The organism is Grimontia sedimenti (genome assembly GCF_011045095.1).
Classification (GTDB): Bacteria; Pseudomonadota; Gammaproteobacteria; order Enterobacterales; family Vibrionaceae; genus Enterovibrio; species Enterovibrio sedimenti.
In genome coordinates, this window is the sequence record NZ_JAALDL010000006.1 from 37,148 (window position 1) to 55,235 (window position 18,088).

An 18,088-nucleotide genomic window follows, 5' to 3' on the forward strand; every position below is an offset into this window, starting at 1 on the left:
CGCTATGCATGGTCAACTGCATTTCAATAGTTCCACTTTACCGATAAGCTACCAACATAAATAACGCATTATGCGGGGTATGTCCCAACATTACTCAAGCAGGAGAGCCTATGTTTTCGTATGAACATCTAGCAGCATTTTGTGCAACCGTAGAGGAAGGCAGCTACAGCAAAGCAGCACGAAAACTGGGAAAAGACAGAACCACGGTACGCGAGCAGATAAAAGCACTTGAAGACAGCTATGCCATTGTACTTTTTGATATTCAGGGAAAGTCTGCCGTGGTCACTGAAGCAGGCCAGGCAATCTATAAGCAGTCGCAGCTTTTAGTGAGAAATAGTGAGCGTTTAAACACTCGCTTATTGAAAAGCTATCTTGAGCCAATCACACAACTAGATATTTACCATGATGTGCTAGTACCGGCGCCACTTATCCTTCACATAGAAGCGTTTATGGATAAACACTATCCTGATGTGAAACTTAATTGGCTACACAGGAATCGGGATGATGCTTTAAAAGCCGTTTCTGAAGGAAGTCACCAACTCGCACTGATGCAATACAAACTGACCAGCCAGTCTCCTTACTCTTTGGGTTACGTCAATCTAGGCAGTGATGACCTGAATGTATATTGCAATCCCAATCATCCACTGACTGGTTTGGCAAAAGTCACCATTGGTGACTTACAACTAGAAAAGCAATATCTGAGCGAGAACTTAATAGTCAGTGCACCTGAGCTGTTTTCCGTTTCCACAAATGTGAGAGTCGTCAGCAATAACGATATTCTGTTGGAGTTGGTGAAAAACGATGGATGGACGGTGATTCCCCAAAGCCTTGCAGAGCCTTTGGTGAAGCAGAAACAACTCATAAAACTCCCACTGGATGAGCTAGCTTCCAGCTTGAATGTGGGGATTTCCTTCTTCTATCCCGACGCAATGGAAAACACTCCAGAGCTCCAAACATTGCTCTCTTCGATCAAAGCTTTCGCTGCCAAATATTACCAATAGACAGAGACTAAAAAGCCCGCACTTGAGCGCGGGCTTCTCACTATGCTTATCGGCTTACATCCATTTAATGGCAATCACTGCCGCGGCAACACCGACACCTAACCCCGTCACAACATCACGCCAGTGATGCTTGAATGCTCTTACCCTGCCAAGACCAACACACGCCGCGACGCCGTATGAAAGCAGACCGATAAACCAACCGTAACAAAGCATGAGAGCGGTGGAAGCGGCGACGGCATTTGCAGTGTGATTAGATGGGAAGCTGTCGTTACCGCTGAGATCAGGTCGTTTCGCATTGATGAAGAACTTACCTAAAAGACCTATTCCAGAAGCACCTGCAATGATCAGTAGTGCTTGTTGCAACGCTTGCCACTCGCCATGAATGACTGGGAAACCCAATGCAGTGGCGACCAAACCATAAGCGCCGACATCACTGACTGACTGCCAATTAGTAGAAGAAGAGATCTGGGCAATGAAAAAGACCCAAATGGAAGCGAGGAAGATCAGGGGATAAACAGTACTCATTGCGCGTCGGTTTAATCTCATCAAAGGACTAACGATGAATTGAGTATCTCAAAATCCTTAATACGATCGGGGAGAAGAATGTAACGAAACGTGAAGAGGAAATTGGCTTATTCCAAATACGAAAAAGCCCGCTCAGTGAGCGGGCTTAATCTAATGTGGCGGAGAGATAGGGATTTATGCGGTCGCTTCGCGCCCTTCCCTTCGGGCCGTTGCCTTTTCGGCTTCGCCGGGCAACGTTGTCTCGCTTCGCTCGGCTGAACCCATAGGGTCTAGGGTTTTGCACCCCATCTCTTGCGAGGGTTAAAAATGCAAAAAGGCCGCTGATAATTCAGCGGCCTTTTCTAATTTGGCGGAGAGATAGGGATTTACTCGGTCGCAAGCTCCCTTGCCCTTCGGGCCGTTGCCTATTCGGCTTCGCCGGGCAACGTTGTCTCGCTTCGCTCGGCTGAACCCATAGGGTCTAGGGTTCTGCACCCCATCTCTTGCGAGGGTTAAAAATGCAAAAAGGCCGCTGATAATTCAGCGGCCTTTTCTAATTTGGCGGAGAGATAGGGATTTGAACCCTAGATACGCTATTAACGTATGCCGGTTTCAAGACCGGTGCTTTCAACCACTCAGCCATCTCTCCGTAAGTGCGGCGAATATTACAAAGCCCTCGCGAGCTTGTAAAGCCCGAATTTGGTCAAATGCGTTCGTTTGAGCAGGGTTTAGACACATTGCACACGCAAGCACCAATACAGAACACTAAACAAACAAGGCGAGCCGAAGCTCGCCTTGTTAGCATGAAGCTAGCGTCTATTAACCGAAACGGCCACTGATGTAGTCTCGGGTCAGCTTGTGCTCTGGTTCTTCGAACACACGCGCTGTTTCGTTTACTTCTACCAAGTCACCCAAGTGGAAGTATGCGGTACGGTCAGAAACACGCTTCGCCTGTGACATAGAGTGCGTCACCATCACGATGCTGAAGTTTTCTTTCAGTTCACTGATCAGCTCTTCGATGATACCCGTTGCAATCGGGTCAAGCGCGGAACATGGCTCATCCATCAGGATAACTTCTGGTGCAATCGCAATGGTACGCGCAATACACAGACGCTGTTGCTGACCACCTGAAAGACCGGTTGCAGGCTGATCAAGGCGGTCTGCCACTTCAGCCCAAAGACCTGCACGGCGCAGCGATTCTTCAATCACGCCATCCAGTTCATCTTTTCCATCCACCAAGCCATGAATACGGGGACCATAAGCCACGTTGTCATAAATAGATTTCGGGAACGGGTTCGGGCGCTGGAATACCATGCCCACCTGTGAACGCAGCTCAACAATTTCCTGCTCTTTGGCATAGATGTTATGACCATCCAGCAGGATTTCACCTTTCACTTCACAACCCGGTACGGTGTCGTTCATACGGTTCAGACAGCGGAGGAAAGTAGATTTACCACAACCTGAAGGGCCAATCATCGCCAGTACTTGTTTCTCACCAATGTCCAGATTGATGTTACGAATTGCTGATTTCGCGCCGCCTTCGTAGCTCACGCTGACATCGCGTGCTGTCATACGTGGAGCCGTGACAAATGGCAGACCACAGGTCTCTTTAGGGGCTGCAGTTTTTTCAGCCGCCATTTCTTCATGTACTTGATTCATTTCACCTGTGTGAGTAATTACGGTTGTCATATCCATACTCCTACCATCTGCGCTCAAGGCGCTTACGCATGATAACGGCACATGCATTCATCAGTGCCAAGAACGCCAGCAATACCATGATTGCGCCTGAGGTGTTCTCAACAAAACCTTTTTCCGGGTTTTCAGCCCAGAGATAAATTTGTACTGGCAGCGCTGTGGCTGCATCCAGCGGACCAGAAGGAACGTCAACAATGAACGCCACCATACCGATCATCAGAAGCGGGGCAGTTTCACCCAGTGCCTGTGCCATACCGATAATGGTACCGGTCAGCATGCCTGGCATCGCCAGTGGCAGAACATGGTGAAGCACCATCTGCATTTTCGATGCGCCCACACCCAATGCAGCGTCACGCACCGAAGGTGGCACCGCTTTGATTGCTGCGCGGCTGGAAATAATAATGGTTGGCAGCGTCATCAGTGTCAGCACCAAACCACCCACCACCGGTGCCGAACGCGGCAAGTCAGCCACATTCAGGAACACCGCCAGACCCAGCAGACCGAACACGATAGATGGAACAGCCGCCAAGTTATTGATGTTGATTTCAATCAGTTCAGTCGCGCGGTTACGTGGCGCAAACTCTTCCAGGTAAATCGCTGCGGCCACACCAATTGGGAAGCTCAGCACCAAAGTGACCAGCAAGGTGTAGAAGGAACCTACCGTTGCGCCCCAAATGCCAGCCAGCTCCGGATCACGGCTATCACCATTGGTAAAGAACTTGGTGTTAAACACGGTGCGAACGCGGTCTTCTTTTTTCAGTTCGTCATACCATTCGATTTGAAGATTCTTGAACTGACGGCCATCTTCCGGCGTGCTCGCCTTGATGTTGCCTTTGTTGTATTGGTTAAAGTTATCGCCCGCTTGCGCCCAGTAAGTGATGGTCTGTCCAATCAAAGATGGGTCAGCCATTACCTTGTCACGCAGGTCATATTCCGCGCCATTAGAAATGAAGCTGTATAGCGCACGGCGTTGTTTTCGGCCGTCGACAGCTATCTCTTCACGAAGGGACTGACGAAGCACTTTGCGGAAGCTCGCACCCATCAGCACTTTAGGATCGGTTTCATCACCATCAATGCCGAGCGCTTCGGGAGAAAGATCTACCTGAAGCTCGATTTCCGTGGTGAAAAACGCGGTGTAACCTTCGGAAAAAATGGTGGTCATCAAGACAATCAGAAACGCAAACGCCATCGAAATCGAAGCAATACCGTAGAAGCGGAAACGCTTCTCTTTGGCACGGCGACGGGCCACGCCCGCTTTAACACGCTCGCGTTTGGTCTCTGCCAGTTTTAGTAATTTATCAGTCATACTGCTCTCGATATTTCTTCACGATTCGAAGTGCAACAAAGTTAAGCGCCAGTGTTACAACGAACAATGTCAGGCCCAGTGCGAACGCAGCCAGCGTTTTAGGGCTGTCAAACTCTTGGTCTCCCACCAGCAAGGTCACGATTTGCACGGTGACGGTGGTGACAGAATCCAGCGGGTTAGCGGTGAGGTTTGCCGACAAACCTGCTGCCATCACCACGATCATGGTTTCACCAATTGCACGCGAAACGGCAAGCAGCAAGCCACCCACGATGCCCGGCAATGCTGCAGGCAGCACGACTTTGCGGATCGTTTCTGAACGCGTTGCACCCAAGCCCAAAGAACCGTCGCGCAGGGACTGCGGCACTGCGGTAATCACGTCATCAGACAGTGATGAAACAAAAGGAATGATCATCACGCCCATTACTGCACCTGCTGCCAACGCACTTTCCGAGGAAACATTGCTCAGTCCAATCGATTCGGCCACATCGCGGATAAAAGGCGCTGCCGTCAGCGCAGCAAAGAAGCCATAAACCACGGTTGGGATACCCGCGAGGATTTCCAGAACAGGTTTAACGATATTGCGCACGCGTGGTGAGGCATATTCGGCCAGATAAATCGCACTCATCAAACCGATGGGCGCTGCGATACACATGGCGATAAAGGAAATCATTAAAGTGCCGGTAAACAGCGGAATCGCACCAAATGCGCCGCTTGCACCTTGTTGGTCTGCGCGCAGGGCAATCTGCGGTGACCATTCCGTCCCGAACAGGAACTCAGTGACAGGGATAATCTGGAAGAAGCGGATCGCTTCAAACAACACCGACAGAACAATACCTGCCGTGGTCAGGATCGCCAGTGTTGAACAGAACATCAGGAATATTTGCAGGCATTTTTCCACATAGTGGCGCGCCTTAAGTTTTGGGCGAACCATTCGCCAGCCAGCTGCTAGACCAACCAATGAGATAGTCAGTACCGCGACCCATCTAAGCGTCAGTCCGATGCTTTGCAGGTGCTGATAATGCTCTGATGCCGCTAGCAAGGCAGGGTCTTCGGTCTTCAGAACGCCATTCGCGATGTGCACGATTTGGCTGTAAAGCAGTGTCATGCTTTCGTGCGCCTGAATCGTAGCGGATGGAAGCTGAGCCATAACCAGAGAATGAACCATGCTGGGTTCAATGGCCTGCCAGATCAGAAGAAGAATCACCGCTGGTACCGCTGCTAAAATCGCAGCAAAGGAACCATAGTAAGTTGGCCGGGAGTGGAGCTTGTTCAAGCCACCTTCAATGGTAGCCACTTCCCGGGAACGTTTTTGGCGAGTACAAAAGCGCTTATCGCAAACAGCGCTACAATCACCATCAATGTGGACGTCTGCATCCCTATTCCTTAAATCCTTTTTACTCAAACCGTGTTTCAAATCGATTTGGGTAAATACAGCAAAAGGTGGCGCACCTGATAAAGTGCACCACCTCGGGTTGGTAACTTACAGGTTTGGCTTAAGCTCAACCGCGTCGTTACGAACCAGTTTCCAATCGCGAGCTGACAGAGGAATCAGACCACGGTCAGTCAGGTAACCTTCGTCACCAATCGCATCTTCAGAAGTGAAAGCAGTAACGTACGCTTTCAGGCCTGGAATCACTTCTGCGTGTGCGTTTTTCACGTAGAAGTACAGTGAACGAGATACTGGGTAAGAACCGTCGCCGATTGCATCAAACGTTGGTACTACACCACCGATTTTCGCGCCCTGAACTTTGTCAGAGTTTTGCTCAAGGAAGCTGTAACCGAAGATACCGAATGCGTTAGGGTTCGCGTCCAGTTTCTGTACGATCAGGTTGTCGTTCTCACCCGCTTCGATGAACGCGCCATCTTCACGAATACCGTGACAAACTGCTTTGTACTTCTTCTTGTCTTGCTTCTTCATCGCTTTCAGTTCTGGGTACTGCTTACAGCCACCTTCCATTGCCAGCTCTACGAATGCATCGCGGGTACCAGACGTTGGTGGTGGGCCCAGAACTTCAATTTTGGTTGCTGGAAGAGAAGGGTTTACGTCTTTCCAGGTTTTGTTCGGGTTTTCGATCAGGTTGCCGTTCGCATCAGGAACAACTTTAGCCAGTGCAGTGAAAAGGTCTTTCAGAGTGATATCGAACTGCTCAGACTTTTTAGAGTTAGCGAAAGCAATGCCGTCGTAACCTACTTTGATTTCAGTGATATCTTTAACACCATTCTTCGCACACAGCTCGATTTCAGAGCTTTTGATTTTGCGCGATGCGTTGGTGATGTCTGGCGTGTTTTCGCCCACACCTGCACAGAACAGTTTCAGACCGCCGCCCGAACCGGTAGATTCGATTTTCGGTACTGAGAATTCTGAAGTACGACCGAAGCGCTCCGCAACAACGGTAGCAAATGGGTACACTGTTGAAGAACCAACAATGCTAATGTAGTCACGAGTCGCAGCAGCAGCGTTGTTAGCAGCGAATGCTGACAGGCATACTGTCGATGCCGCAATCAGAGCCTTAAGTTTCACATCAACCTCCAAGTCGATAGTTTTTTGAGTTTAACTGTCAGTGTTGTAACTGACTGTTTTTCGATTTCGGTTCAAAAACTGAAGACAAAATTAGAGATTGCTTGTGACACTAACCTTAATGAAATGTGAACATTTGATTACAACCTGAAATGTCACATAAATGAAACATCATCAAAACCAATCATTCATCCCACTGACATATTCCCGCCCTAGCTTATTCATCCACGTGCGCGCCTTCCCCCTCCGCACCTGTCTTTTCTTGCTGTATCGACATCGCATTATTTGCGGCTTTTCGCTTGCTGGCTGGCTAGCGCACAGAATAGAAACACCCAAAGCAACGCAGTGGCTAATAAATAAAAGAGAGTAAAGAAATGGCTCAATCAGCCTCAGTCGGCTTGCATGCCGCCGAAAGCTTCGATTCATCGACGCTTTCTGATCATGATGTTCGCTTGAAACACAAACCATCCGTCCTGTTTCTTTGTGACGGTAAAGAGGGCTACTCCCTTGTAGCAGAGGCGATTCTGTCACATAAGGCTGACAGCCACTTTGACAGCTTCAGTGCCTATACGAGTAACACTTGTGATGTCGCCACGGCCTGTCAGGCTTTAAGGCAATACAACATTGCCTGTTCAGATAAGCATTTCCGCCCTATCGAAGCCTACAGCCGCAATAATGTGGATTATTTGATTGCGTTAAATCCCGCTTCGGTTCAATCAGGCAAACCTCTGCCGAAGTATGAAAAGTTTATTCCGTGGGATATTACTGAGGGCGGGGAGTCGAGCGACCGACAGAAAGCGATAAAGTACATCAACGACCAGATAAACTATTTTCTGTCTGTCTACCTGTATCGTTGATTTGCTCGTTTCTTTAGGCGGGCTCTTGAAGGAGAGTATCGCTGTCGATAGATTCAAAGCGGTTTCGGCCGCTACTTTTCGCTTGATAAAGCATGCGGTCAGCGCGGGAAACTAAGTTGGCAATCACGCGCTCCGGGTTAACCCGTTCTTTTCCATCAAACGCGAAGTAGCAGATCCCCATACTAGCCGTAACGGGTTTGCTACCTGCTTCAATCGCGTTAAGACTTAATTGGATGCGTTTGCACACACGCTCTACTTGCTCGACATCAACATCTTCCAACCAAAGCAAAAACTCTTCGCCGCCATACCGACCCACAAAATCATAGTTTCTGAGTACGGTTTTGAGCGCATTACCAACCCCTTCCAATACCTTGTCACCAAACTGATGGCCAAAGGTATCGTTAATCTGTTTGAAGTGGTCGAGGTCCAACAACACCATCGCCCCTTTTGAAGCCTTACGACTGAGATTGTTGATTCGCGAATCGATGTGTTCAAAAAGATGGCGTCGGTTTGGTAGCCCGGTCAGTGGGTCTGAGCGAACCAGTGCTTCCAATTTCGCATTGAGGTTTTCCAGTTCTTCTTGTTGAAGTTTGCGCGCAAATTCCACTTCTAGCCAGCTCGCCATGAGGCACAAAGAGTCGATATCAATTTCACGGAATTTACGGGGGTAAGGTTCTGGACTGGTGAAGTTCAATGTACCCTGCACTTTGTTGTTCACTCTGATAGGGATGCCGATGTAAGACTCCAAACCAAACTCTTTATATGCAGGATGATTTCCCAGTAACTCTGTTTCACCTACGTTTTCAATGGCAATCGGGCCGTCAGCTTCGAGTGTTACCCAGCAATAGGAAAGATCATAAGAAAAGGAGTCACCTGCATTAAGCGGAACACTCTCAGGACAAACCACGTTACGAACCAGATACGTATTCCCGTCAATCAGCGACAAAATACCAATATCCAGATTGAACCGCTCCAAGCCCATTCTGATAAGCTCATGGATTTGATGGTCCAATCCCTTCTCGTAATCGTTGGTGATCTGATAGATCCGGCGGATCACCATTCGCTTTCAGACATTCCCAAAATACACATCCCCTGCGTAGATACTCAACTTAAAGCATATACCGTGGGTTATGTGTTAACCACCTGAATTATCGAATATTGAAGGATAAAGCATAGTGAATCACAGCGATGTTATGGTCACCGGACGCCTAGACGCTGACATGGCACAGTTACGTCCGTTTACCTTCGCTTCCGTCAGCGCATTGTGAGCAAGGTTGATCAACTTGTCCACGGCGCGGTCATAGGGGATTTGTTTTTCACTGTCGCTCCGGAAAGCACAATAACCGATGCTGATGGTCACCGGTTTATTGTCAATTGAGCACTGCGCGACACCTTCCGACATCCGCTCGCACACTTTTACCACTTCCGATTGCAAGGTGTCCGGCAACCAAACCAGGAACTGCTCACCGCTGTATCTTGCCACGTAATCGTAGTTTCGAACGGCCTGACGCAACGCAGTCGCGGCGCCTTTTAATATCCTATCGCCTTCTTCATGCCCGTGTTTTTCATTGATCGCGTGGAAATTATCGATATCAACCAATGCAATCGCGCCTTCCCCATCTCGCCTTATCAGCTGATTCAGCTCTCTATTTAGATAATCAAACAGCGCCCCGCGGCTTGGCAGTTCTGTCAGGAGATCCACCTGCTGCAAGTTTTCGAGACGCTCACTGAGTTGACGGTAAGATTCACGCGCTCCGTTAAGCTCCGCGCGGTATTCCTCATTCTCCAGTTTGATTTCCAAAATTCCTGCTAATAACGTCAAGATGCCTTCGTTATCCGGGTTTGCGCTGCCGTCGGCATCTGCCACTACACTCAGTGTTCCCCACACTGCACCGCCAAAACGGATCGCCACTCCCCAATAGGCCTCTGGCAGTCGATTAACGCCGGGATGACCTGAGAGCTTTTCATTCTTTCTGGTGTCTGGAGCCATGAGAGGCGTTTCCATACCCGCGGTCACACTGCAAAACGTACTACCTAAGGCCACCACATCTCCTGCTTTTTTCGAGACCACATTGCCATTCGAATAGCATTCCACGACTTCCAATTCGAGATTGTCGATACGGGAAAAGCAGGCGCAATCTGCGTCAAATTGCCACGTAGCGATTTGCAGCAACTCCCTGACCCACTCAGAAAAATCGAGATCTTTTCGTCGAGTCAGATGTTGAATACGCCCAACGATATTGGTAGGAACAACGGACATTTCAGTTTCGGAAGCGTGAGATGACATGGCAGTACCTTGTTCAATTGCCTTATAAAAACAAATAGCACAGCAAACGATATACGCTCATTTCTTTGACAAGTGTTTCGATATGAAATCACTCCGGTCGCACATGCACGGCAAGTATCCGCTTGCTCTCTTTTTTCACCTCCGCACGTTTTTTCCAGCTCCATAATCTGTCTCGAGCTGCTTTTGATGCGCCATCAAGCTCGATACATGGCTCTGGATAATCCCCTGCTTCACCGATTCGGATGCCGTACATTTGCTGTTCCAGCGGCGTTAACAACCAAGGCTCGAACACTAAAGGCGGGGGGAGTTTCTTCAACTCGGGCAACCAGCGGTGAATAAATGAGGCCTCAGGGTCGTGCTCCTGTGACTGTTTGGTCGGGTTGTAAATCCGAATGGTATTCGTGCCTGTCACGCTTGCCTGCATTTGAAACTGGGCGTAATGAATGCCGGGCTCAAAGTCCAAAAAGAGACTCGCCAGATGTTTTACACCCCAACGCCAGTCAATATTGAGGTGATGGCAAAGGAAACTGACCAGCATAGAGCGCATACGAAAATTGATGTAGCCCGTGGCATGAAGGCAGCGCATACAGGCATCCACCAGCGGATAGCCTGTCGTTCCTTGCATCCAACACGCTAAATCCTTGATGACGTCTACATCTTTTCTATAGGGAAACGCTTCATAGCCACGGTTAACATGGCGAAACTCCATCTCGCATTCACTCTCAAATTTTTGAATGAAATGGCAGTGCCAGTGAAACCGTGATGACAGCGCGCTCAATGACCGTCGCCATCCCGGTTCATTCCAATGTTGTAATAAAGTCTGGTAGACCTCCCGCACACTGATGTTTCCCCACGCGAGATACGGCGAGAGTCGGGAGCAATGGTTGCGACTTTCTGCAGGCTTGGAGATTTTGAACGCGTACGACTTCCCCCGCCCCTCGTAGAAACTGTTTAGCGTTTTCCACGCCAAGGTGGGACCGCCCGTCTGCATCCCCCGTTGTTTACTTTGCCAGGTTGCTGGTGGCACAAATTCTGGCAGGTGGGCAGATTGGACGTTAATAAACGCAGCGGCTTCAAGATTCGGTGTGACGACAGGAGCGCGCATAATTTTGTCCCACGCTTTGTCCCATCCTTCACGGCTGATTGCCCCACGTTTTACCGCGCCGGTTTGATATTCCTGCCAGTCTATCGCTTGTTCTTCACACCACTTCGCTACCTCTTTGTCCCGGGTGAACGTCTTCATTAACCCCGTTTCCTCGTGGGAATAGAGGGTTTTAATCTTGAACTGGGTATGAAGAGATGAAAACGCCTCAATACATCCGCTCCGTACCACCAGCACTTTGCCGCCAAAAGGCGCAAGTTGTTGGTTCAGATCCTCCAGCGATTGCCATACAAACCGCCAATGGCGTTCTGAGTAATGTTCATCCTCAAGCAGTATCGGTTCATATATATAGAGAAGCAGGACAGGTAAACCCGATGCTATCGCCGCCTGTAATGGCGCATGGTCAGTCAGACGCAAATCGCGTTTGAACCAGACTAGACTGATAGCATCTCGGTTTTGGGTTGGTGATGAAGGCATCAAGTCATCAGGGTTAAGGGTTTCGTCTTTTTACGCACTCCAACACACGTTCGATCTGCTCTTATGGCGAGAAACGCCGATGAATTCGAAATATCAAGGTGTTGAATCTACGCTTTTATTAGGGTCTGTTGACCTTAGAACTTACAAACTGATTTGAAATGACGGCTTTTCGGAGACTGACTATGCCTAAAGTGACGTTCGGCAAAACCGGAAACAGTGTTGAGCTTTCTAGCGGCAGTTCGCTGATTGACTTGGAAGATACAGGTGAAAGTGAAGTGCCTTTTGGCTGTCGCTCTGCGGCTTGCGGCACCTGCTTGATTGATGTCGAGTCTGGCATGAATAATCTCGCCCCCCGCACCGAGGAAGAGCAAGATCTTCTTCATGACCTCGATATGGATGGCGACAAGCGCCGACTAGCATGCCAATGCGTCATTTATGGTGATATCACCATCACCCCACTGAACTGAAACTCTCCGCCCAAAGAAAAATGTGCATGTGTGTTTGATCTAAGCCGCATGCACGCGGTTCGAATGAGGTAGAATTCCACCCGTCTCTGGGCTTGCTGCCCGAATAGCACTCCATTTCAATGAAGGTTCTCGCGTGATATCCAAACTGCCCAAATGGGTCGAGTACGGCGCTTTTGTTCTTGCGCTGACAGCCGGTTATGTCAATGGCATTGGTTTGCTCGGTTTTGAGCATCAAGCCATCTCGCATTTATCGGGAACGGCGACATTGATTGGTACGGATATCATCAACAGTCATCCGGTGAAACTCGTACATTTGCTTTGCATTCTTGCGGGCTTTTTCGGTGGCGCCCTGCTCTCTGGCTTGATCCTGAAAGACGGCACCTTATCGCTGGGGCGTCGCTATGATTTTCTTCTGCTTGTAGAAGCAGCATTGCTGCTCGGTGCTATTTACCCAATGAGCCAGAACACGGTGTATGGTTTGTACTTCGCCGCTGCAGCTTGTGGCATCCAGAATGGCTTGGTCACCAGTTACAGTGGTGCAATTGTGCGTACCACACACATCACGGGGATCATCACTGATTTGGGATTGATGTTTGGGGCATGGCTGAGAGGACAGCCTCTCAATCAACGCAAACTGGTTTTGTTTATCGTAATTGCGGTTGGGTTTATCTTTGGCGGCACTCTAAGTGCCATTCTGTTTCCCATATTGCAAGAAAAAGCCTTTGTACTTCCTGCCCTGGTCTGCGTCATGTTGGCCTTTATCTATCGCATTCATATGAGAAGAGCGAGGATTCACCTTAAATCTATCGCTCCCAATCAGCAGGCGCGAGATTGACGGCGAAATTTGGCTTTATACATTTCACCGTCTGCACGGTTTAGTAGTTCATCGATATTGGCATCGGCTTTCACGTTTACAAATCCGATGCTGACATCCACACCATAATCAGTAATGCCAGTGCAAAGTGAAGCCGACAACGCACCCAGGTCATGCTCATTTTTACTGAATGCCACAAACTCATCCCCGCCAACACGAAACGCGGCCTGCGACCCAAATGTCGATGACAAGTTTTGACCAAAGATTTTCAGCACTTTATCGCCGATTTTATGGCCGTGGGTATCGTTACACTGTTTGAATTTATCAAGATCAAAGTAGTAAAGGCGATGGGTGATCAACCCAAGTTTGGAGAACCGCTCAAAGCAGGCACGACGGTTACCTAACTGCGTAAGCTCATCCAAGCGGGCATCTTTGTACAGCTTGGCCCGCAGTGATTTATTCGCTGCCGCTTCACCATTGAGCTGCGCGATCATTTTTTCACCGGCGACGGTCTGCTTTAGGAAGCCATAAGAAATCAACACCATGCCCATAATGGTTAGGCTGGTATCAAGATAAAGCACCTTGAACTTTTCACTACTGACCACTTCATCAAGCACATCAAAGAGATTGCCTAAGCCGTAGACCAGCCAGCCGATCCACAACCAAGTTGCCATGCGCATGCTTTTATAGCGAAAACATTCGAATGCCACGGACAGGCCAATGCCTAAGCCAATGATTTCCTCATAAATGCCGGCATCTTCTTTGATGGCAATGGTGTCGACAAACACCATTAATGTGGCGAGGATCATCCAAATAACCAAATGGTACAGCCAACGTGTTGAAATTCGATTCAAACCGCCCTCCTGGTTACTTTTTGATCGATTTGGGCGATTTTAAAAGAAACTGGATGCAAACTCCCATTCGAATTCATTGATTCGAGAAGTGACTCGTAACCGTCAGCTAACACTATTGACAGTTTTATCATTTAAAAATCGGGAAAATCTTGAACACGTACAAGTAAACTAAGATGGCTTTATGCCATAGTGAGCCTTTTCGGCTAAATCACGCACAAGGACGCAGTATGAAAGACGAAACTCTCTCCATCCACGCTGGCTACCAGACGGATCCAACAACAAAATCGGTCGCCACGCCGATCTACCAAACCGTCGCCTATGAGTTTGACAGCGCACAGCACGGTGCTGATCTGTTCAACCTTGAGGTACCCGGCAACATCTATACCCGAATCATGAATCCAACCAATGACGTACTGGAACAGCGTATGGCTGCGTTGGAAGGTGGTCTGGCATCACTGGTTGTGAGTGCGGGCAGTGCAGCGATCAACTATGCGATCCTGACACTGGCTGAGTCTGGCGACAATATTGTCTCCACGCCACAGCTTTATGGAGGCACTTATACCCTTTTCGCGCACATGCTGCCGAGACAAGGCATTGAAGTGAAATTCGCCAAAGACGACAGTCCTGAATCTCTGGCTGAACTTATCGATGACAACACCAAAGCGGTTTACTGTGAAAGTATCGGTAACCCGGCGGGTAACATTGTCGATCTTGGCCGAGTGGCAGAACTGGCTCACGCGAAAGGCGTACCAGTTATCGTGGATAACACAGTAGCAACGCCAGTGCTTTGCAAGCCTATCGAACACGGCGCAGATATCGTGGTGCACTCTCTGACCAAATACATTGGCGGTCACGGCACCACTCTCGGTGGTGTGATTGTTGATTCCGGCAAATTCCCTTGGGCACAACACAAAGAACGTTTCCCGGTGTTTAACCAGCCAGAGCCTTCCTATCACGGTGTGGTGTATACCGAGGCGTTTGGTGAAGCTGCCTTTATTGGCCGCGCACGTACCGTACCGCTGCGCAACACAGGTTCCGCGCTGTCGCCTATGAATGCCTTTATGCTGATGCAAGGTTTGGAAACCCTGCCACTTCGCATGGAGCGTCACGTAGAGAATGCGCTGAAAGTCGCGGAATACCTGAAAGGTCACGAGAAAGTGAGTTGGGTCAGCTATGCCGGTCTCCCAGAATCTGAGCACCATGAACTGGCGCAGAAGTACATGGATGGCAAACCTTCGGCAATTCTGTCTTTCGGTCTGAAAGATGGCTACGACGCAGGTGTTCGTTTCTACGATGCGCTGGGTCTGTTCAAGCGTTTGGTGAACATTGGTGATGCGAAGTCTCTGGCATGTCACCCTGCTTCAACCACTCACCGCCAGCTGAGCGTGGAAGAGCAAGCGCAAGCAGGCGTTTCGCCGGAAATGATCCGTCTATCAGTCGGTATCGAACATATCGACGATATCATTGCGGATTTGGAGCAAGCGCTGAACGCGTAAACCCAATTCACGCCAAAAAAGCCCGCTATACGTCCGTATCGCGGGCTTTTTATTTTTCAGACACTCTGCAGTTAGGGTTTCTCATGGCGACTGAACAGCACAGGAGCATTATTGATGCTGTTCAGCATGAAGGTGTTGTCATCCAGCCAGTGGATATCCTGGCTTTGGTTGAAGGTTTGATGGATAACATTCTTCACAATCTCTAAGCCATAGGCTTCGAATGTGCTGTTTTCTACTGGCTCCCATTCATCCATAAAGGTCGTTTTCAGAATCAGTCTGTCACCATCAATCAACCACTCGCCGTTGTTCAACAAGTAATAGGTTTCACTGTTACCGTCTTTCACCGCGGTGTAGGAAAATTGGAAACTTGCTGAATAGGTGTTGTCACTGTTAAACACCACATTTCCAGACCAGTTTGCATCGATGTTGCCTTTCACCCCTTCCAGCACAACCCGCTCGCCATCGTTGTTAAGGAAGTAATGTGATTCAAAAGCCCATTTGTCTCTGGTCAGTGCGCGCTTGGTGCCAAAAACAGATTCAATCACAGCTGAAAAACCTAAAAAGGAAATCAGGAAAACAATGAAGTAAGACAGCCACTTCTTCACAGCTTGCATTGGTTTTCCTCCAACGACAGCGAAGAATTCAGACCAATGCGGAAAGCATGACCGAGAGACTGCTCATGGAAAATGAGCAAGGAGATGGAGTCGGCATGATTTGCAGCAACCAGCACTTGGGAAACAGGTCGATTCTCCTGTTCCACAATCACATTCACACACCTTTCGATGACTGGAACCAGTTTGGAATTGATTTGGTTTCCCGCAATTTTATAAATGGGAATGGAGAGAGAGGAAGATTCAATGGCTTCCATTTTGGAAGCTTGGGGCTTTTCGACGGTCACCCAAGCTGCGACAAACGCCAGCAAAACGGCAATCAGATAAGGAATCCACCCCATTGGCACACGCTGACTTTTTTCTGCCTCGGGCTCAGAAGGCGTTGCCAGCTTGCTCGGGTTCGCCTCCAAGACCAGCAGATAGCCCATCTTGGGAATGGTTTTGATCACCATCTGATCTTTCGCGTTGTCATTAAATGCTTTGCGTAAAAGTGAAATGCTTTGATTGACGCTGCTTTCATCCACCACCAGCCCCCGCGGCTCCCAAACATCCGCCAGAATTTGCTGGCGCGATACTATCTCTCCTTTCTCTTTGATCAAGAGTTGAAGCAACAGTGATTCATTGAGCGATAACTCAGTCACTTCACCTGTATCTTCATTGGTCAGGGTATGGAGTCGGGTGTCTAAGAGGAAGGTATCCCCAATACGGTAGTAGGCAGACACCTGCTCTGGGTTAGATTCGTTACTCACACGCTTCCCGGTTTACTCAATGATATGGCAACAAAATTAGCTAATGGGACAAACCTAAGACTGTCCAATTTCGATACAAAAGCACAATGGCCCGGTAAAACGGAAAAAGGCATGTCACTCCAGACATGCCTGATTTCTTTGGGTATCGTCCCGCAGCCTTTAAAGCAGAGTGATCTCTACCGAGCGCTCCAGCAATGCATCTGATTGAGAAATTGGCGATTGGTCTGCCACTGAAAGAACAACAATACGGTCAGATTCCACGCCTTTGCTCACCAAGTAGTCTGCAACCGCATCGGCGCGGGCAGCAGAAACACGTTGGTTTGTCGCATCAGAACCACTGGTATCGGTGCGGCCAATCAGCTCAGCTTGCAGATGAGGGTTCGCCAGCATGGCATGCGCGACTTCATTCAGGTTAAACGCACCGTATTCGTTAATATCAGAGCTGCCTACTTGGAAAGGAAGCACGTAGTGAGCGCGTGAAGGCACTTCTTCAACCACTTCTAAGGTTTTTACCACTTCCTCTGTCACCAACATTGGTGTTTCTGGCTGGCCAAACTTGTAGCTCATGCCCCAGTAGACTTGGTGAAGGTCTGTCTTACCACCATTGGCTTTTTCAACGTCAGCATAAATGTCGTAACCAACTTGGGTGCTTACTGCGTGGGTCAGTTGATATTCAAGTCCGACACCCGCCGCAACCACTGCGTTTTCTTTTTTGAATACGTCGCCATCTGTGTTGTCAGCAAAAATGTAAGCACCACCCACTTTACCGAACATAGACAGGTTCTCAGTCACGTTCAGGTCACCTTTTACACCCATTTCTGCGATGTGAAGATCCGCATTTGCGCCTTCATTCAGACCAAAGTCATTCATGTAGCCATAGCCACCATACACACTGAAATGGTTACCAAAGTCATAACCTGCTTCCAGTTTGAGTGCATGCGCATCATGTTCAGAACCTGACGGCATTTCTGATTCTTCAATCAGGCCCATACCCGTACCGGCACCGATATAAAAACCTTCGCCAGTGGCTTGTTGAACATCTGCCTCTGCAGCAAATGCCTGTGGTGCAATACCAAACATGCTGATGAGGATAGCGGAAGAAATGAATGTCTTTTTCATGATGGTTACCTTTATTGGTTATTCGTTTTCAAAGGCAAATCCCTGCCAACGTCACTGCTTTTTAATACCCGCTGGCTAATGCGGATATCGTCCGTTGCAAACACAAATCCACCTTGTCGGTGGAGGAAGGAGAAGACCAATAAACGGTTGTGATTCGTTGTAATGAGAGCTAATCAGGAGGGTTAAATAGGCATAAAAAGATATGAATAACATTCAATAAACCCTTCAAGA

General features: G+C 48.8%; 16 protein-coding genes, 1 tRNA gene, 2 other RNA genes and 1 pseudogene. 5 read left to right on the forward strand and 15 right to left on the reverse strand.

From position 1 onward, the window contains the following. Positions 1-110: 110 nt before the first annotated feature. Complete coding sequence (locus G5S52_RS09875; RefSeq protein ID WP_165013168.1) at positions 111-1,001, forward strand: LysR family transcriptional regulator; 891 nt, start codon at positions 111-113, stop codon at positions 999-1,001. Positions 1,002-1,055: 54 nt separating this feature from the next. On the opposite strand, the gene G5S52_RS09880 is transcribed toward G5S52_RS09875, so the two are convergent. The 8 genes and pseudogenes from G5S52_RS09880 to G5S52_RS09915 form a co-directional block, all read right to left on the reverse strand. Next, complete coding sequence (locus tag G5S52_RS09880) at positions 1,056-1,526, reverse strand: phosphatase PAP2 family protein (protein ID WP_165013170.1); 471 nt, start codon at positions 1,524-1,526, stop codon at positions 1,056-1,058. A gap of 156 nt (positions 1,527-1,682) precedes the next feature. Beyond that, a non-coding RNA gene (locus tag G5S52_RS09885) (RtT sRNA) lies at positions 1,683-1,829 on the reverse strand. A gap of 44 nt (positions 1,830-1,873) precedes the next feature. After that, positions 1,874-2,020, reverse strand: a non-coding RNA gene (locus G5S52_RS09890) — RtT sRNA. A gap of 44 nt (positions 2,021-2,064) precedes the next feature. Then, a tRNA-OTHER gene (locus G5S52_RS09895) sits at positions 2,065-2,154 on the reverse strand. A gap of 170 nt (positions 2,155-2,324) precedes the next feature. Further along, positions 2,325-3,077: a phosphate ABC transporter ATP-binding protein PstB gene (pstB, locus tag G5S52_RS09900; RefSeq protein WP_268895520.1), complete on the reverse strand. Its 753-nt coding sequence runs from the start codon at positions 3,075-3,077 to the stop codon at positions 2,325-2,327. 127 nt (positions 3,078-3,204) lie between these two features. After that, positions 3,205-4,506 (reverse strand): phosphate ABC transporter permease PstA, encoded by a 1,302-nt coding sequence (gene pstA / locus G5S52_RS09905; RefSeq protein WP_165013174.1) that lies wholly within the window; start codon positions 4,504-4,506, stop codon positions 3,205-3,207. Beyond that, a pseudogene (gene pstC / locus G5S52_RS09910) lies at positions 4,499-5,880 on the reverse strand (phosphate ABC transporter permease subunit PstC). The gene pstA and the pseudogene pstC overlap by 8 nt, the downstream one beginning before the upstream one ends. Before the next feature lie 106 nt (positions 5,881-5,986). After that, positions 5,987-7,027, reverse strand: coding sequence for a PstS family phosphate ABC transporter substrate-binding protein (locus G5S52_RS09915; RefSeq protein WP_062662516.1), 1,041 nt, complete (start codon positions 7,025-7,027; stop codon positions 5,987-5,989). A gap of 371 nt (positions 7,028-7,398) precedes the next feature. Here G5S52_RS09915 and G5S52_RS09920 point away from each other — a divergent pair, with 371 nt between their 5' ends. Beyond that, positions 7,399-7,881, forward strand: coding sequence for a hypothetical protein (locus tag G5S52_RS09920; RefSeq protein ID WP_165013176.1), 483 nt, complete (start codon positions 7,399-7,401; stop codon positions 7,879-7,881). A 13-nt stretch (positions 7,882-7,894) separates the two neighbouring features. Here G5S52_RS09920 and G5S52_RS09925 read toward each other — a convergent pair whose 3' ends face one another. From G5S52_RS09925 to G5S52_RS09935, 3 genes are all read right to left on the reverse strand, one after another. Then, positions 7,895-8,941, reverse strand: coding sequence for a sensor domain-containing diguanylate cyclase (locus tag G5S52_RS09925; RefSeq protein ID WP_165013178.1), 1,047 nt, complete (start codon positions 8,939-8,941; stop codon positions 7,895-7,897). A 120-nt stretch (positions 8,942-9,061) separates the two neighbouring features. Next, positions 9,062-10,168, reverse strand: coding sequence for a GGDEF domain-containing protein (locus tag G5S52_RS09930; protein WP_165013180.1), 1,107 nt, complete (start codon positions 10,166-10,168; stop codon positions 9,062-9,064). Between the two features lie 88 nt (positions 10,169-10,256). Beyond that, on the reverse strand, positions 10,257-11,747 hold the full coding sequence (locus G5S52_RS09935; RefSeq protein WP_165013182.1) for an FAD-binding domain-containing protein: 1,491 nt from the start codon (positions 11,745-11,747) through the stop codon (positions 10,257-10,259). A gap of 182 nt (positions 11,748-11,929) precedes the next feature. Between G5S52_RS09935 and G5S52_RS09940 the strand changes: the two genes are divergently transcribed. Together G5S52_RS09940 and G5S52_RS09945 are read left to right on the forward strand one after the other, a co-directional pair. Then, positions 11,930-12,214 (forward strand): 2Fe-2S iron-sulfur cluster-binding protein, encoded by a 285-nt coding sequence (locus G5S52_RS09940; protein WP_002542658.1) that lies wholly within the window; start codon positions 11,930-11,932, stop codon positions 12,212-12,214. A gap of 133 nt (positions 12,215-12,347) precedes the next feature. Then, a complete protein-coding gene (locus G5S52_RS09945) occupies positions 12,348-13,049 on the forward strand; it encodes a YoaK family protein (protein WP_165013184.1) in 702 nt (233 codons plus the stop codon). Here the strand turns inward: G5S52_RS09945 and G5S52_RS09950 are convergent. Next, positions 13,031-13,882, reverse strand: a complete 852-nt coding sequence (locus tag G5S52_RS09950) for a GGDEF domain-containing protein (RefSeq protein WP_235956164.1) — start codon at positions 13,880-13,882, stop codon at positions 13,031-13,033. The genes G5S52_RS09945 and G5S52_RS09950 overlap by 19 nt on opposite strands. A gap of 227 nt (positions 13,883-14,109) precedes the next feature. Between G5S52_RS09950 and G5S52_RS09955 the strand changes: the two genes are divergently transcribed. After that, complete coding sequence (locus tag G5S52_RS09955) at positions 14,110-15,378, forward strand: O-acetylhomoserine aminocarboxypropyltransferase/cysteine synthase family protein (RefSeq protein ID WP_165013186.1); 1,269 nt, start codon at positions 14,110-14,112, stop codon at positions 15,376-15,378. 71 nt (positions 15,379-15,449) lie between these two features. Here the strand turns inward: G5S52_RS09955 and G5S52_RS09960 are convergent, their stop codons facing one another. The 3 genes from G5S52_RS09960 to G5S52_RS09970 all read right to left on the reverse strand — a co-directional run bounded on the left by G5S52_RS09960 (position 15,450) and on the right by G5S52_RS09970 (position 17,857). Then, on the reverse strand, positions 15,450-15,992 hold the full coding sequence (locus tag G5S52_RS09960) for a regulatory protein ToxS (protein ID WP_165013188.1): 543 nt from the start codon (positions 15,990-15,992) through the stop codon (positions 15,450-15,452). Continuing rightward, positions 15,980-16,738, reverse strand: a complete 759-nt coding sequence (locus G5S52_RS09965; protein WP_165013190.1) for a winged helix-turn-helix domain-containing protein — start codon at positions 16,736-16,738, stop codon at positions 15,980-15,982. Before G5S52_RS09965 ends, G5S52_RS09960 begins: the two co-directional genes overlap by 13 nt. 159 nt (positions 16,739-16,897) lie before the next feature. Continuing rightward, positions 16,898-17,857 carry an OmpA family protein gene (locus G5S52_RS09970; RefSeq protein WP_165013192.1) on the reverse strand — a complete coding sequence of 320 codons (960 nt, stop codon included), beginning with the start codon at positions 17,855-17,857 and terminating at the stop codon, positions 16,898-16,900. Positions 17,858-18,088: the final 231 nt, after the last annotated feature.